10 protein-coding genes are annotated in these 16,895 nt (G+C 69.5%); 7 read left to right on the forward strand and 3 right to left on the reverse strand.

The annotated features are described in order from the left end of the window. Positions 1 to 16: 16 nt before the first annotated feature. Entirely contained in the window at positions 17 to 520 is a 504-nt protein-coding gene (locus tag Ate02nite_RS30920) for a PadR family transcriptional regulator (protein WP_203811384.1), read from the reverse strand. 49 nt (positions 521 to 569) lie between these two features. After that, complete coding sequence (locus tag Ate02nite_RS30925; protein ID WP_239147818.1) at positions 570 to 2,198, reverse strand: DUF8823 domain-containing protein; 1,629 nt, start codon at positions 2,196 to 2,198, stop codon at positions 570 to 572. 145 nt (positions 2,199 to 2,343) lie between these two features. Here Ate02nite_RS30925 and Ate02nite_RS30930 point away from each other — a divergent pair, with 145 nt between their 5' ends. Next, positions 2,344 to 3,630, forward strand: a complete 1,287-nt coding sequence (locus Ate02nite_RS30930) for an AfsR/SARP family transcriptional regulator (protein ID WP_203811385.1) — start codon at positions 2,344 to 2,346, stop codon at positions 3,628 to 3,630. A 52-nt stretch (positions 3,631 to 3,682) separates the two neighbouring features. Here the strand turns inward: Ate02nite_RS30930 and Ate02nite_RS30935 are convergent, their stop codons facing one another. Then, positions 3,683 to 12,175, reverse strand: a complete 8,493-nt coding sequence (locus tag Ate02nite_RS30935; protein WP_203811386.1) for a golvesin C-terminal-like domain-containing protein — start codon at positions 12,173 to 12,175, stop codon at positions 3,683 to 3,685. A 147-nt stretch (positions 12,176 to 12,322) separates the two neighbouring features. Between Ate02nite_RS30935 and Ate02nite_RS30940 the strand changes: the two genes are divergently transcribed. The 6 genes from Ate02nite_RS30940 (at position 12,323) to Ate02nite_RS30965 (ending at position 16,875) form a co-directional block, all read left to right on the forward strand. Next, on the forward strand, positions 12,323 to 12,994 hold the full coding sequence (locus tag Ate02nite_RS30940; RefSeq protein ID WP_203811387.1) for a hypothetical protein: 672 nt from the start codon (positions 12,323 to 12,325) through the stop codon (positions 12,992 to 12,994). Beyond that, positions 12,991 to 13,431: a hypothetical protein gene (locus Ate02nite_RS30945; RefSeq protein ID WP_203811388.1), complete on the forward strand. Its 441-nt coding sequence runs from the start codon at positions 12,991 to 12,993 to the stop codon at positions 13,429 to 13,431. The genes Ate02nite_RS30940 and Ate02nite_RS30945 overlap by 4 nt, the downstream gene beginning before the upstream one ends. Positions 13,432 to 14,054: 623 nt before the next feature. Continuing rightward, complete coding sequence (locus Ate02nite_RS30950) at positions 14,055 to 15,143, forward strand: hypothetical protein (protein WP_203811389.1); 1,089 nt, start codon at positions 14,055 to 14,057, stop codon at positions 15,141 to 15,143. A gap of 10 nt (positions 15,144 to 15,153) precedes the next feature. Then, entirely contained in the window at positions 15,154 to 15,429 is a 276-nt protein-coding gene (locus Ate02nite_RS30955) for a hypothetical protein (RefSeq protein ID WP_203811390.1), read from the forward strand. Further along, complete coding sequence (locus Ate02nite_RS30960; RefSeq protein WP_203811391.1) at positions 15,426 to 15,725, forward strand: hypothetical protein; 300 nt, start codon at positions 15,426 to 15,428, stop codon at positions 15,723 to 15,725. Before Ate02nite_RS30955 ends, Ate02nite_RS30960 begins: the two co-directional genes overlap by 4 nt. 100 nt (positions 15,726 to 15,825) lie before the next feature. Beyond that, a complete protein-coding gene (locus Ate02nite_RS30965; RefSeq protein WP_203811392.1) occupies positions 15,826 to 16,875 on the forward strand; it encodes a carboxypeptidase regulatory-like domain-containing protein in 1,050 nt (349 codons plus the stop codon). Positions 16,876 to 16,895: the final 20 nt, after the last annotated feature.

Below are 16,895 nucleotides of genomic sequence, written 5' to 3' on the forward strand. Positions count from 1 at the left end.
CAGGCTGAAGAAACGTTCAAGCGACGCGGTCGTGAGTGCGCAGCTGCTGCAGCCAGCGAAGAGTCGCCTTCGCCACCTCGGTGTCGAAGGCACTTCGCGCCTCGGCCGGCGTGGTGACTCCAGCCCGGCGCGCAACGCGCGGGCGACGCCCCTCGAACCTGGTCAGGCAGGACTCGACGACGGCCTCGAAGGTGGCGCGATCGGTCGCCGCCAGGGCGATCAGCACCCGGGCCACGAGGTCCTCGACCGCTTCCTCCGGGCCGACGTCAACGATCCACGATCGTTGCCGGTGCCGGCCGGCCTCGGTGATCGACCACACCCGCTTCGCCCCGTGGGACAGGACCTGATCCGTGTAGACGTGGCCGACGCGCTGCAGGCGGACCAGCGCCACCTCCACCCGCCGGACGTCGAGCCGGTGGGCCGCGCCCAGGGCCTCGGCATGCCGCTGGCGCAACTCGTACGCGCTTGCGGGCCGGTCACCCAGCATGACCAGGAGAATGTCACCCAGAGTGGCGCTCACCGCGAGGCACGCCTCCCCTCTCCTACAAGATGTAGAAGGTAACACGCGGTCAGCTCGGCGCCGACCTTGCGCACGGCGAACCTCGGTCGAAGCTGTAGCGCGCCTCGATGGTGAAGGTGCCGGCGGCCGGGGCCACCAGTTCGGTCCACTCGCCGTTCTGGGTGAGGCACGCCCGCGGGGTGGCATCGTCGTCGACACCGTCGATCGCCAGCCACGGTGACCAGGCCACCCGCAGCAGTGTGGAGCCGGCCCCGGGCAGGTGGACCGTGACGGCCGCCGAGCCGACATAGGTCACGGTCGCGGGCGCGGACGCCAGCGGCGTGGAGTCCTGCACCCGGTACACCTGCCAGTCCGGGTCCGACCACACCAGCGACATCCACGGCTGACCGGCGGTGATGATCCGCGCCTCGGCGACCCCGGCACTGTCCGGCTCGGCGGTGGGCAGCACGACGTATCCGACGCTCCAGTCCTGCAGCCACCGCCGATAGGAGCCGGCGGTGAGCGTGCCGTCGTAGAACAGCGGGTTTCGCTCGACGTCCGCCTGCCGGTTCCACCCACGGGCCAGGTTGACGTGGGGTGCGATGCCGAACGCCTCCCAGTGCGTGCGCAGCGGCACCACCTCGACCCGGCCCTGCTCGGCGCCGAGGTTGCGCAGCTCGCGGATCAGCGGTTCGGCATCGGCGACGGTGGCCGCCACCGGCGCCGTCTTGACGTAGTCGGCGACCGGCTGCAGCGCCGTCCAGGCCACCAGCCCGGCGGCCGCCACGTACGTCATCGTCGCCCACCGGACTCCGGGACCACGCTCGGCGATGACGCTGATCATGATGGCCGCGCCGGCCAGCAGCGCGAGCCGTTCGACGTTGCTGCCGATCGGGGTGGGAATCGCCCAGCACAGGACGACACCGGCGAAGTACACCCAGGCCCCGGCCCGTACCGTCCGCCAGGCCGGCGGTGCCAGCACCGCGACCGCCACCGCGGAACCGGCGGTGACCAGCGCGGCGTACCAGGGAAACGGTTGCACTCCGGAGAACGGGAACAGCAGCGAGGTCGCCCCGATCACCAGCGGCGGGCCCGCGGCGAGCAGGTAGGCATGCCGCCGCCGACCGGTCAGGAACAGCGCCGCCGCCAGCACCTCGACGAACAGGCCGGCGACCGGGCTGCACAGGGTGGCCACCGTGCCGAGCACCGCCGCGAGCACCGGCCGGGGCCGGCGACCATCGGCGCCGGGCAGCAGGAAGAGGGCCGCCATCAGGGCGAACACCACGCCCAGCAGGTAGGTGACCCGGCCGGCGGCCAGATTGCCCCACACCGCGACCGCCAGCCCGAGGGCCGGCCAGAGCGGCCGGCGAACCCCGGACCGACTCAGCAGCAGGCCACCGACCACCGCGCCGGCCGTTCCGGCCAGAACCCCGGTGGTCCGAACACCGAACAGGGCCATGACGTACGGCGAGACGATGCTGTACGAAGCCGGGTGAATCCCGCCGTACCAGGACAGGTTGTACGCCGATCCCGGATGTTGCCGGATGAAACTGGTCCAGGCGTACTGGGCGGCGAGATCGCCGGCGTTGCGAGCCAGCCAAACTCCCCACAGGACACTCAGCACCCCGCCGAGCAGCCCGGCCAGCACGGCCGGGACGTCCCACCGGCGCGCGAGCAGAAATCGGATGGCTGAACCCACGCGGCGCAGGCTATTGGATCAAACCCAGGGAAACGCTGAGAGCCCCCCTCCCCGACGCTTGAGAATACTCACTGATCAACTCAACAGATTTGCGTTGATCTATCTTGTTCGGCTTTCTATCGTGAGGCCGAACGGGGGTAAGTCGATGTCGATCGAAGTTCACCTACTCGGTCCGGTGGAGTTACAGGGAGACGACGGTCCGGTTCAGCCGGGCCCGGCGAAACGGCGGGCGATCCTCGCCGCGCTTGCTCTGGAAGTCAATCGGCCGGTCACCTTGGACCGGCTCGTCGGTCTGCTCTGGGCCGGGCAGGCGCCCGCGTCCGCGGTCGCGAACATCCGTAACCACGTCGCGGCCCTGCGCGGCACGCTCGGCGACCGCATCGTCTCGCGGCCGAGCGCGTACCAGTTGAATCTGGAGCCGCATGAGCTGGACGTGGCGCAGTTCCGGCGGCTCGCGGCACAGGGCCGCGACGCGCTGGCCCGCGGCGAGCCGGCCGGGGCCGAACCGGACCTGGCGGCGGCCCTGCGGCTGTGGCGCGGGCCGGCCGGGCTCGGGCTGTCCGGCGGGGCCGAGCTGGACGTCCTGATCGCCGGGCTGGAAACCGACCGGCTGCGGGTGGTCGAGGATCTCGCAGACGTGCGCCTGACCCTCGGGTACACCGATGAGCTGGTCCCGGCGCTGCGCGATCACCTCACCGCCCACCCGCTGCGGGAACGGGCCTGGGCTCAGCTGATGCTGGCGCACTACCGCTCCAGCGATCTCGGTGCCGCCCTCGCCGCCTACCGCCAGGCGCAGGCCGCCCTGCAGAGCCAGCTCGGTGTCGAGCCGGGCAGCGCGCTGACCGGCCTGCACGTGGCGATGCTGGACCGCGCGCCACAGCTCGACCTGCTGGTCCGGCCGCCCGCCGGCCGCAGCCAGGCCGGCGGCCTCGAGGTGCCTCGCGAGCTTCCACCGGACCCGGCGCTGTTCACCGGGCGGGCCGGCGAACTGGCCGCGGTGCTGGCCGCCGCCCGGCCGGCACCGGGCCGGCGGGCGCCGGCCGTCGTGGTGGTGCACGGGCCGCCCGGCAGCGGCAAGACCGCGCTTGTCACCCGGGCCGGGCACCGGCTGGCGCACGCCTTCCCGGACGGGCAGGTCTTCACCGAGGCCGGCCCCGATGTCTCCGCGGCCGACCTGATGGCCCGGGTGTTACGGGCGTTCGGCGTCCCGGCCGCCGAGGTACCGGAGCACGTGGACGAGCGGATCGGCCGGTACCGGTCGCTGCTCGCGGCGCGCCGGGTGCTGATCGTGGTGCACGGCGCGGCCTGCGCCGGGCAGGTGCGGCCGCTGGTCCCGGGTTCGGCCGGATCCGCGCTGCTGGTGACCAGCCGATGTCCGCTGCCGATGCCGGAAGGCGTGCCGCACGTCGAACTGCGGGTCCGGCACCACTGATGCCCGGAAACGGTGAAGCCCGAGGCGACCAGCGCCTCGGGCTTCACCGTGGTTACGGGTTGGGTACCGGACCGGGTTGTGGGTTCGGCACGGTCGGAGCCGGCGGGGGCATGCTCGACGGCGGGGACATGTTGGGTGTGAACAGGCGGTAGAAGGACCGGAACTTGGTGCCTCGCGACCTGGTCAGCAGCTGGCCGCCGAGTTCGACCCGGTTGCCGAGCTCGGCGTTGCAGATGTACATGCACACGGCCCGGTTGGCGCCGCCCTCGACGATCACCTGGGTGTCGCCGAGGCTGCCGATGATGGTCTCCTCGGCGTGCTGCCCGGAGTCCTTCGGGTTGGTGACGAACTCGATCTCGATCTCGTTGCCGTAGACCGCCCGGATCTTGTCCTCCCAGCCGGCCGGCATGGTCGCCTCGGCGTCGTCGGGCTGAGCCACCGCCACCTTGATCTTGTAGGTGTTGGTCTCCGAGTCCCACACCTTGATCACCGAGGTGGTGCTGTTCTTGGCGAGGTACGGGCGCCGGGAGTCGTTCAGCTCCGTGGCCAGGTCGGCGGCCTGCTCGGCACCCTCCTCGGTGCCGTGGATGCCGGCCTGGTCGGCCTTGTCGTCGGCGCTGAGCTCGCCGTCGTCGGTGGCGATCGACCAGATCATCCAGCCGATTCCGCCGAGGGCCAGGGTCACACCAGCGACTATCGCCAGCTCGACCGCCGCCGCGGCCGCCGCCGCGAGCACGGCCTCGACGAGTCCGGCGATGATCGGAGCCGGGACGTCGGTGTGCCCGTTCAGCTCCACCCGGTTGATCGGGTTACCGCCGGCGAAGGCGTACCGGTTGCCGGTCCACGGGTCGAGCCCGAGGTTCATGTCGGCCAGGGCACCGTTGTAGCTGTCCCGGGTCTGGAACCGGTTCAGGCCCGGGTTGTAGTCCCGGAAACCCATGTCGTAGGTGCCCGCCTGCTGGTCCCAGCGCTTGGCGTTGAACCGGTAGACGTTGTAGGCCTCCTTGGTCGGGTCGGCGGCGTCCGGCTTGTCGATCCCGGTGAACTCGGCGTCGGCGTTCCGGCCGTACGCGGTGTAGCCGTACGTGGCCTTGGTGTTGCCGCTCTGGTCGGTCAGCTGGTCGACGTCGGAGTGCGCGTTGTACCCGTAGTAGTCGGTCTCGGTCGACCCGTTGTCGCCGTAGGTGATCTGGGAGAGCCGCTCCCCCCACGGCGAGTACTGATAGGACTTCTCGACGGTGCCGGCGACCTCCTCCTCGAGGACGTCACCGCCCAGGCCCAGGTAGTTGAAGACGGTGGTCTTGGCCTTGGATGTGCCGACGTCGGTGCTCTTCGACGAGGTCCGGTCCATCGGGTCGTAGGTGTACTTCGTGGTCGACGTTCCGCTGCCGTCGTTGCGCCGGTTCTGCACGATGTGGTCGAAACCGTCGTAGGTGTTGCGCTCGACGACCTGACCACCCGAGGTGACCGTGTCGAGCCGGCCGTACGGGTCGTAGTTGTACTTGGCGGTGGCCCCACCGGCCGTCGAGGTGAGCAGCCGGTTCCGGTCGTACCGGAAGGTGGTTTGAAGGCCGTTGACCGTCTGGTCTATGACGTTGTTGTTGGCGTCGTGGACGTAGGTCTCGGTGGCCGGATGGTCGCCGGTCTTGGTGACCTTGGCGATCCGGTCCTGCGGGTCGTAGTTGTAGTCGGTGCTGCTGGAGAGGTACGCCGCGTTGTTGTCGGCGTTCATCTTCTTGGCGACCTCGCGGGACCGGTTGCCGTTCAGGTCGTAGTCGAGCGTCGACTCCGAGACGAGCGTGCCGTTCGGCTTCTTCTCGGCCTGCGACTTGAGCAGCCCGTCGAGGAAGTACGTGTAGTCGACCGTGTTCCCGTTGCCCTTGACCTCCTTCAGCCGAGCGCCGTCGTCGGCGTACGTGAAGGTGGTGTTCTTCGCCGTGGTGTCCGTGGCGGACTTGCCGTTCGTCACCTTGGCCAGCTGGTCACGAGCGTCGTACTCGTACTTCGCGAACTGCTTGTCGTGCGTGGTGGTGACCGCCGCACCGTTCTCGTTGTAGGTGAACGAGCTGGTGTTGACCGTCGTGCCGGACTTCGACTCGACCACCTTGGCGACCTGGTTCAGGCCGGTGTACTCGACGGTGTAGGCGTCGGCCCGGGCGGCCGACGAGGCATCGGCGATCTTCGTGAGGTTGCCGTTGGCGTCGTAGGTGTAGGAGTAGTCGCGCTTCTCGGCGTCGATGTCGGTGGCGTTGTTGCGCACCAGCTTCACCGCGTCGGCGACCACGATGCCGCCGGCCTTGTCGGTGAGGGTCACCGCGTGCGTGTTGTCCTCGGCGAACTTGTAGCTGCCGAGGCTGACCCAGCCACCCGAGCCGGTGGTCTGGTTGACGGTGCGGGTGGCCGTCCCGTCGGCGTGGCTGATCGTGAAGGTGGCGTCGGTGGCCGCACCGGAGACGTTCGGGTAGCGGGTGAACACCTCGTAGGTGCCGTCCAGCGGGACGTTGAGCTGCCAGCTGAACGCGTTGGTGCCGGTGCCGGCGGCGTGGGTCGCGTAGTCCGCGCCGTACTTGCCGGTCGCGGTCTCCCCCGTCGGCCAGTCGCCGGTGGCGGTGGTGTTGCTGAAGTCGGCGTTGTCGACCAGCACGACCTGGTTGCCGACCGGCACACCGTCGTCGGTCCGCGCCTTGAGTTTGCCGTCCGGGTAGTACGACCAGCCCATCGTGCGGCTGGACGAGCCACCCGCGGCCGTGACGGTGCGAGCGGCCTGCTGACCGAGCGCGTCGTAGTCGTACGTCGTCGTGATGTCCAGCGGGTCGGTGCTGGACTTGTTCCACCCGTTGTCGAAGTAGGTGTAGTCGGCGTCGTTGCGGACCTTCTGCCCGTTCGACGGCGGCGAGCTCGACTTCGTCAGCCGGCCGGCCGCGTCGTAGGTGTAGAGGGTTTTGTCCGGCGTGTTGTAGCGGGAGTCGTCCTTGTCGTACGCCGACTGGGTCTCCTTCACCCGGTTCAGCGCGTCGTAGACGCTGACCTCGGCGAAGTCGTCCGGATCGTCGGTGGTGGCGACACCGCGCGGGGTGATCATCCGGGTCCGGTTGCCGGCCTTGTCGTACTCGTAGCGCATCGTGCGGTAGGTGATCGTGCCGCTGTCGTTGCGGTACGGCACCTTCATCTCGACCGTGTTGCCGCGCACGTCCCGGGTGACCCGGGTGGTGTTGCCGAGCGCGTCGGTCGCGGCCGAGACCAGGCCGTCCCGGTCGAACTCCGAGGTGCTCGTCTTGCCCAGCGCGTCGGTGGTGCTGATCCGCCGGTGCGCCTTGTCGTAGGCGTACTTGGTGGTGTAGTCGGTGGTGTCGCTGGTGGCGTTCTTGCGCGGGTCGACCACCGTGACGACGTTGCCGACGTTGTCGTACGCGTAACTGATCTTCTGGCCCAGCGCGTTGACCACCGAGGTCTGCTGGTAGATCTCGTCGTAGCCGACGGTCGTCGTGTAGTCCCCCACCGTGGAGGTCAGGTTGCCCTTCGGCTCGGTGGTGGTGAGCAGGTTGCCGACCTTGTCGTAGGTGTACGACTCGGTGCTCACCGGGTCCGACTCGACGTCCTTCGGCGCGGTGGCCGACTTCAGCTGGTCGGCGGCGTCGTAGACCGCGGTGGCCACCGCGCCGTTGGCCGCCGTGTCCTTGGTGATGTTGTCGTTGGTGTCGTAGACCGGAGCCGGCGTGGTGATGAACACGCCGTTCGCCTGGTCCTTCGGGACCTTCTGCTCGAGCGGCCGGCCGAACACGTCGTACGTCAGGGTGGTGGCCTTGCCCAGCGGGTCGGTGACCTTGACGGTGTTGCCGCGGATGTCGTACCCGTACTTCGTGCTGTTGGTCAGGGCGTCGGTGATCGTCTGCGGGAAGCCGTTGGCGTCGTAGGCGCTGTACCCGGTGAGGTTGCCGTTCGGGTCGGTGGAGGTCAGCGGCTGACCCCACGTGTCGTACGTGGTCTTGGTGACCGCGCCGGACGGATCGGTGACGGTCGCGATGTCACCGGCGGTGGTGTAGCTGACCTGGTACTTGCGGCCCTCCGGGGAGGTCTTCGTGGCCACCTCGGCCACATAACCGCCGAGCTGGGTGAAGTAGGTCAGAACCGTGCCCGCGGTGCCGTTCGCGACGGCGACGGCGTCCTTCTTCTCGGTCGGGTACCCGGTCTTGGCGTCGTATTTCCAGGTGGAGACGGCGCCGTTGGCCTCGGTCAGCGACACCACGTTGTGGTCGTCGTCCCAGCCGAGCTTGGTGACCTGGCCCTTCGCGTTGACGGTCTGGAAGGCCCGCCCGTACCCGTCGTGGTAGTAGGTGGATTTGTGGTTCTCGGCGTCGGTGACGGTGGCCTCGGCGTTGCCGCCCTTGACGTAGCCGAACTTGGTCACGCCGCCCAGCCGGTCGGTGTACGACTTGGTCCGCCACTCCGGGTTCTTGTCGTCCCCGGCCGCCGAGTAGGTGTAGGCCACGTCGGTGGCGTTGCCCCGCGGGTCGGTGACCTTGACCAGCTTGACGTTCTTGTTGCCCTGGGTCCGGTCGTACTGGAACTTGAACGTCTTCGACGCGCCGTTGGTCGAGCCGGCGCCGTCCACCAGCTCGCCGAGCAGACCCTTCTCGGTGTACGTGAAGGTCAGCTTCCGGCCGCTGACGTCGGTGATCGACCGGACGTGGTCGATGATCCGCGGGTTGCTCAGCCGGGTCGCCGACTTCCGCGTCCAGGTGTCGCCGTCGATGTAGTCGTAGGAGTCACCCTTGCCGAAGTAGTCGAGCGTGATGGTCTGCCGGCCGGCCGGGTCGGTGACGTACCGCAGGAACTTCTCCGGCGAGTTGTCGCACCTACGCTCCTCGTAGGTGAACGTCATCGTGTTGCCGTTCTTGTCCACCGTGGCGGTCAGGTAGCCGTCGCAGTCGTAGAAGAACTGCGTGCGGTCCGGCCGGGTCAGCGACCAGGCCCGCGGCTCCTGGGCGTTCCGCTTGCAGCTGACCCCGGCCTTCTGCTGCAGGTAGAGGTGCACGCCCTTGGGGCTCACCCAGGTGCCGGTCTTCTCGTCGAGGGTGAACCAGTGGCTGGTGCCGTCACCGTCGGTGAAGGTCACCCGCTTCGCCTTGGAGAAGCTCGGGTGGAAGTCCAGCGGGCTGCCCAGCCGCATCATCGACGAGGTCTGCAGCGACCAGCCGTACCCGGCGACCGCGTCGCTGGAGTCGAGCGAGTTGTAGGCCAGCCGGACGAAGCTGGACAGGCCCCGGCCCGGGTTGGCGAACGCGTTGTACTGCCAGACCGTGTTGCCGGAGTACAGGTTGTTCATCAGGCTGCTGCCGGCGCCGGTGTTCTTGCCGGCGTAGGAGTAGAAGTTCTCCAGGCCGAGCTGGTCCGACGTGGGCTCGACCACCGGGAAGTGGTGTGACAGCGGCGCGATCGAGGCGAGCTGCGACAGCGTCTGCCCGGTGGTCTTGTTCTTCAGCTCCCAGCTGATCGTGTAATCGGTCTTCAGGTTGCCCTCGGTCGTCGAGGGCGGCGTCGTCACGGTGGCGGTCAGGTCGGCGGTGCCGCCGGACGGCACGTCGGCCGGCAGCGCGGTGACCTCGGTCGAGCCGGTGACCGCCTCACCGTCCTCCCTGGTCCAGGCGTACGACAGCTGCCAGTCGGCGGCCGTCCAGGTGTCGGCGGTGGGGTTGGAGACCGACACCGGGGTGGTGAAGGTGGTCGCCGGCGGCGCACCGTCGGGCAGCTCCGGTGCGTAGTAGGTCGACTCCGGGGTCTGCTCCAGGTAGGTGACCTCCAGCGTCGGGCGCAGCAGCGGCTCCTGGGCCTCCGCCGACAGCAGCATCGCCCGGGCCGTCTGGTTCACCTCGTCGCGCTGCTTGAGCAGCAGGCCGAAGTTGGCCGCCGGGGTGGTCACCCAGTTCTTGGCGGCCGCGGTGACGTTCCAGGTCGCCCACTCCGGGTCGTTGGTGAAGCTGTTGCTGGCGGACAGGGCGGTGCCGTTGTAGTCACCGCCCGGCGTGCTCCAGGCGGTGGTGCCGTCGCTGGTGTTCCAGGTCGCCTTGGTCTGATCGAACGCCTTGGTCAGGGTGTGCACGTCGACGTTCTCGTCGGTGTCGGTGCCCGGGTAGAGCGCGACGTTCCACATCCGCAGCTGCGCGTCGGTCACCCGGGCGTTGGCCGGGATGTCGGCGACCGGGAACTTGACCAGGCCGCGGGTGTCGCCGTAGACCGTCGAGTTGTTGCCCGGCGAGACGTACGGGTCACCGGCGTAGGTGTCGACGTTGACCGCGGGCTGGGCCGCCGACAGCGTCGTGTCGGTCACCCCGGACCGGAAGATCCTGGTGACGTTCCCGGCCTTGGGCAGCATGGCCGGCACGGTCGGGCCTGGGATCAGCTGCCCGTCGGTGGTCTTGACCACGACCATGTAGTAGAAGAACTTGCGCTTCATCGGGTCGGTCTCGGCCGCCGCGGTCGGCTCGGCCGTGGTGTCCTGGTAGGACGTGGTGCCGGCCGGCAGCGGTGCGACGAGGGTGGCCGCGGACGGCGTCCAGGTCTGGTAGACGCTGCGGTGCACCTGGTACTCGGCGATGTCGGTGCCGGTGTAGGCCGGCCAGTCCAGCAGCGCACCGGTCGCGGTGACCGTGGTCGGCGGGTTGACCGTCACCCCCGGCTTGCCGTACGTCACCACGAGCTTCGGCAGGTTGGCGTCGCGCCGGTCGTTGTTGTAGGCGTACTCCGACGCCTCGAAGATCGCGCCGCCCCGGTTGAGCGTCTCGTCGATCGCCTTGACCATCAGGCCGTTGTTCGGCTGGGCACCGTTCACCCAGTCCTGCACCGCGCTGCGCACCGGGAACGAGGTCCAGACGCTCGACTTCGACGCCTGCTTGACCACGCCGTTCTTGGTGAACCGGACCGCGTCGGCGATCACCGCCTTGCTGGCCACGTCGCCGAGCACCACCTTGCCGGTGGTGCCGGCCACGAACGGGTGCACGCCCAGGGACTTCCAGGCACCGTCGGCGACCGGCGTGGTCTGATCGACGGTGTAGGCCTTCGACCCACCGTTGAAATAGACGGTGTACGGCGCGTTCGCGGCCCGGTCCGACTCGCCGACGTAGTGCACCTCGACCAGGTAGTCCCCGGCCTCGGTGATCGTCGGGACGTACGAGTACGTGCTGCCGGTGGCCGCGTCGTTGTTGACCCGGTAGTCGTTACCGACCGCCTTCGCGATCAGCGCCGTGTTCGTCGACGCCGTCCAGGTCCCGGACGCGGCGGTGTTGCTGTCCCCGTCGTCGACGGTCACCGTGTTGGCCGCCGGGGTGGCCGAGTAAGCGCTGTTGGTGGTCGCCCAGGTCGCCCCGGCCTCGGTCCACGCCGCGGTGATCGGGCGGGCCTCCAGAGGTACGTCGTTGGCCGACGGGGCAATCGACTGGTCGTAGTACAGCTGCAGCTGGGCGTCGTCGATCGCGGTGCCGGCCGGGATCGAGCCGGTGTCGAACTTCACCAGCGACCGCCAGATGCCGGCCGTGTCGGTGCCGGCCTTCAACTGGTAGCCGGAGCCGTAGTTGGTGGTCGCGGCGGCCGAGGAGATCTGCGTCTCGACCGCGTCGGTCGGCACCGGCTGCACCCGGATCGTCGGGTCCACCACGACCGGGTACTTACGGGCCGGATCGGCCAGCCAGGCCGCGTCCGCGGTCACCGTGACCGTCGAACCGGACACTGTCTGAGTCACCTTGGTGCTGGTGCCGGCGGCACTGTCGTACATGTACGGCGCCGGCATGGTCAGCACGCTCGCGCCGGCCGCGCTGCGGAACACGATCGACCCGTCCGGCTGAGGCACCGCGGTCAAACCCTGGGTGTCCAGCGAGAACGCGTACGAGGCCGGGCCCTTCGGGGCCTGCTTGAGGACGATCTTCTCCTTCAGCTCGGTCGAGCTGACCTCGTAGACCAGGTCCGCGCCGCCGACCAGCCCCGGATAGGTGACCGTCGAACCCTTGACGACCGGCTTCACCGTTGCGGCCCCGCCGAGGCCCAGCTCGATCGACCGGCCGTCCTTCTCGAACCGCACCAGATTGCCGGTGGTGTCGCCGAACAGACTGGTGAACGAGTTCGCCGAGCTGCCCTGCACCCAGCCGGCCCGGCCGGTCGCCTTGACGGTCGTGTCGATCGGCCGGAACTTGCCGTCGGCGCCGCGGTAGTTCACCGGCACCGCGGAGATCTCGGACTGCAACCGGCCGTCCGACAGGGCGAAGACCCGGCCGTTCGCGGTCCGTCTCGACGCCACCTCCCGGACCCGTTTCGCCGCCGCCCACTTCCTACCGGCGGGCATCGACTCGCTCAGCGCCAGACCGGCACTGATCGGCTCCACCTTCGGCCTCGGATCCGCGCCGACCAGGTTCGCGGCGGCGCCGCGCACCCGATCCAGCAGACTTTCGGTGTTCTCCGGCTGGGCGGCGTCGTCCCGGGTTACGCCGACCACAGCTGAGCCGGCCACCAGAGACAATGTCAGCGCCGCGATGAGCAGCCCCCGCGTTCTTCCCATCGACTTTTCTGCCCTTCGTTTACCGAAATGCGTCGCTGGGAAGATACGAAGGTTTTATATACGTCGACGCATATTGCAGATACATCAGCGACTATGTCTGCCGCCGCCGGGTTCTGCGCCGAACACCCCCATGGCATGATCGATGCCGTGAAAGTTGCCGGGTACGAGGAATTTCCGCTGACCGACGGTGCCCCGTTCATGGCCGATCCGCTGTTCTGGCCGACCTACCTGTCGGCGCTGATCGCGCCCACCGACGATGAGCTGGTAACCGCCGCGTTCGGGGTCGCGGCCGCCGACTGCTACGCCTATTACGACCGGCTGACCGACCCGGAAACCTGGCCGGTCCTGCGTCTCGGGCTGCGCGACGAACACGAGATCGACATCGTCTTCTACAACGAGCCCGGCGAGTACGGCGTCGACTTCCTGCTGTGCCGCTCCGGCGGCGAGAACCCCGTCGAGCTGGCCACCCTGGGCGGTCACGAGCTGCGTCCCGGCCTGAGCTGGCCCGAGCTGATCACCGCCGCCGGCACGACCGAGCCGAACACCCGGCTACTGCTGCTGATGCCCGCCTTCGGCGACCTGGACCTACCCCCGGATGCGGCGGCAACGGTGACCGCCGCACTGGAATCCGTCGGCGCAGGCGCCGGAGCCGCCGACCTGGCCGCCTACATGCTGCGCAAGCCCCCATGGTGGCCACACTGGCGCCGAACCACCGACGGAGCCCTGGTCAGCGACGGCCGCTACAGCCGCCGCAACCCCGACGGCCCCGCCGCCCTACCGGCCCCCGACCTCCTGACGATCTCCACCGCCCTCGCATGAGCGTTGATCCGGTAGCGCACAACCGGGTCGCCTGGGACCGGGAGGTCGAGCAGGGCAACGAGTGGACCCGGCCGATCTCCGCCGAGACGGTCGCCCGGGCGCGGGCCGGCGACTGGTCGATCGTGCTCATCGGCCACCGGCCGGTCGACCGCTCCTGGTTCCCCGCCGACCTGGCCGGCTCGGACGTGCTGTGCCTGGCCTCCGGCGGCGGCCAGCAGGGCCCGACGCTCGCCGCAGCCGGCGCCCGGGTCACCGTGCTGGGCGGCCCGCTCGCCGCGGGCTTCCTCCTCACCGCCTTCGAGGAGGCACCACGCCACGCCGACGCCACCGCAGGTGGGCTGCCCGGCTACTTCGCCACCCGCGCTGTCAAACCATCGGGGTCGCGAGAATCAAAACCCTTTGCCGGTACGGGCAACACCGTCGACAACCGCAATTAACCCCCGACCGCCGCCACCGCGCGACCAGCGTGCAACACCGGCACGTGCCGCGTCTTTCGCGCTACCGACCACCCATCCCGCGGGGGCTTTGCTTTGCTCACCAATACGCGCTGCTCTGCGCACCTCCGGTAAGCGCGCGAGTTCAGGCCCGTTTCAGGCCGGCCGCACACCATGGGAACCGGGCGCCGGCGACGCCAACGCCGCCGCCGGAACCGGCGATTCCCGCATGACGGCCGCCGCGCCCGGTTCCCGCGCCGGTGTCCCGCGTCGCGGAGCCCGGTCCTGCTTTGTGGACAGTGCCGCCAGCGCATAAGACGCTCCCTGCCGGCCCGCCTGGCGCTTACCCGAAGTGCGCAGAGCAGCGCGTATAGGTAAGCAGTGCAAAGTGCCGAGCAGGTTGGTGTCTATGCTGGTCGGCGGGGTGGGTGGGGGTTGGGGTCTTGGGTCGGGACCGCCCGGGGCGGGCGCGCGGAGGGTGAGTCCCGCCCGGCGGGACCGAGTGCCACGGGAGTGGTCCGGCGCGTACGGAAAAGGGATCTTTCTTTTTGGGCTGAAGCCGCCAGACCGCGAGCGCGAAAGGTGTCTAGCATGGGGCCCTGGCCGGGCGGTTCGGGGGAAACCACATGACCGAGTTCTATGTAGACGCTCAGGGTTTGAACGGGCTGTACAACCAGCTGGTGCGCGCGTCGCAGGACGCGTCCGACACCGTTGACTACACCAAGCAGCACTGTGCGCTCTCGATCACCGCTGAGGGCTACCTGATGATCATGCTGGGGCCGCACGCCACGGCGTACGCGAACATGGTCAAGGCGATCCGCAAGCTCGAGGAACTCGCGCAGGGCACCGGCACCCAGATCAACCTCGCCCAGCGCGACTACGCCCGCACGGACGCCTCAGCCGCGGCCCGGCTGGACGCCGGCTATCCCGGCGCCACCGATCCGGGCCTGTTCTCGCACGGCCGGACCGATCTGTGGCCGCAGACGTCCCGGGCGGCCTTCGCCGACGTCACCGAACCCACCACCGCGTTGCGCAGCCCGGAGTACGCGACCGAGGTGGTGATGTGGTCGATCAACCCGCTCGCCGACCTGATCAGCCCGTCCGCGTGGTTGCGGCAGGTGAGCATCTGGCTGTTCAGCTACGACCCGTTCGAGGCGTGGGCCAAGCAGTTCAGCGGCGACTGGGACGCCTACGTGCACTGCGCCGTCGCCTGGCAGTACATCGGCGCGGCCTGCGAGAACATCGGCCGCAACCTGATCGCCGGGGCCGGCGACGTGCCGGCCGTGTGGCGGGGCAACGCCGCCGAGGGCGAACAGGAATACCAGCTCAACCTCGGCACCGCGGCGATCGCCCTGAAGACCGCCTGCGACCAGTACAACGACCTCTACAACCAGGCCGCCGAGGCCACCAAGAACCTGTTCGAGGTGGTCAGTGGGCTGATGAGCCAGCTCATCGACGTCCTGATCATCGTCAACGTCGCCGGCGCGGTCGGCACCGCGACGATCGAGACCGGCGTCGGCCCGGTGATCGGCTACAGCGTGGCCGCCTTCTACATCTGGCAGGCCTACAAACTCTACGAAGAGATCTCCAAGTTCTTCGGCACCGCCGACAACGTCATCAAGGCCCTCGCCGGCACCGTCGAATCGGTCCAGGCCAAACTGGCCGTCGACGACCTGCCCGACACCAAGCCCTACCACCACCCCGCCGGCTACTGAAGGGACGACCATGAACGGTGACATCACCGAACAGCCCCTGGCCAAGGCGGTGCTGAAACACCTGGCCGGCACCCGCGGCAGCAGCGACCCACTCGGCTCGTTCGCCCGCACGGTGCTCAGCGGTGAGGCCACCCTGCGCGGCGCGGCCAACTTCCCCTGGCACAGCGACGCCCTCGCCACCGCGGCCGCCAAAGCCCAACAGGAACAACAAAAAATGACCCCAGAACAACGAGCCGAGTACGACCGTACGGCCCAGCAGTTGCGCGAGAACCAGGACCAGCCGTGAAGACCGCGCACCGGCTCCGCCTGGCCGCCCCGCTGATCGGCCTGACCGGACTCACCTTCGGTGCCGCCCTGATCGGCGCCGTCGGCCTGTGGGACGACTACACCGGCGGCGAGCGCGCCATCACCGCGTTCCTGTGCCTGATGACCGGCCTGACCCTCGGCCTCAGCGTCTGGATCGCCGCCGACCGGCGCGTCGAAAGCGTGCCATGGTGGCGGATCGCCACGATCGCCGGTCTCCTGCTCCTGGCCTGCGGCGTTGCCCTGGTCCGGCGTGCTCTGGTCCTCGACGGCCTGTAGGAACCGGGGTCATCCGGGTCGCGCGATCCGCCCCCGAAGGGGCATAGTGTCGCGCGGCGCCATCGATCGATGTCGTCCTCCTCGGCGAAGGTGGTTGGAAGTGACGACGCGCATAGGTGTCCGATGGGCCCGGGCCGCCGCATTGATAACGCTGGCCGGGGGCACTCTCGCGGTGTCCGCCGGGGCGCCCGCGATGGCCGCTCCGGAGACCGTGAGAATCCTGAGCGTGTCGGCGGAGAACGTGCAGCCCGGCGAGACGGTGCGCGTGCAGTTCCGCGTCACCAACACCGGGAGCGGCTCCGAAACGGCGATCGTGGTGGTCGGCGGGGGCCTGCGCTGCACCGACGGATGCCGGGCCGAGCCCAAGCTGGCACCGGGCGCGAGCCAGACCTTCGACGCGACGCTCGTCGCCCCCGACGCGGCCCCGGGCGAGACCATCGGCCTCAACATCTCGATCGGCGTACGGCTCGGCGGGCAGAACAGCTTCGCCTACCAGATGGTCTACGTCCACGGGCCGGGCGCGGGCGCGTCGACGCCCGGCGCGGACAAGCCGGCCACGGGCGTCAGCCGGGTCTCCGGCCGGGTCCGCGACGCCGACGGGAAGGCGATCCCCGGCGTGGGCCTGACCATCCGGGACAGCGCCGGACACGAATACCGGACGACAAGCGACCGCAGCGGCCAGTTCTCGATCACGTCGAGCGCCGCCAAGACGATCACCGCCGGCACCATCACGGTGGACGCGGCCATGGACGGCTACCGCACCGCCCGCAAAACCGTCCGGGGCACCGACGGCAAGGCCGCGACCGTGCGGCTGACCCTGTCCGCCGTGGCCACCCCCACCACGACGCCGCCGACATCCGCCGCGGCGGCAAGCCCGCTCACCGCCGCGGCCGACGCCCCCGGCACGGTGCCGCCCACCCTCCAGGCCGTCAGCGACGACAGCAGCAGTTCGCCGCTGTTCTTCGCCCTGGGCGGCGTGCTGGTCGCGGCCGGCCTGAGCGCGCTCGCCCTGTTGGCGATCCGCCGGCGGAAGGCACCGCACGAGCCGGCCGAGGCAATGGCGCCGGCCGGCGGATACTCGGCCGACGCCCCGACCGCGATCCTGCGCACCGGTCCGGCCGGCATCCAGCCGAACCGCCACCGAGGGTAACGGCGCAGACATCTGGGGTC

The organism is Paractinoplanes tereljensis (assembly GCF_016862435.1).
Classification (GTDB): Bacteria; Actinomycetota; Actinomycetes; order Mycobacteriales; family Micromonosporaceae; genus Actinoplanes; species Actinoplanes tereljensis.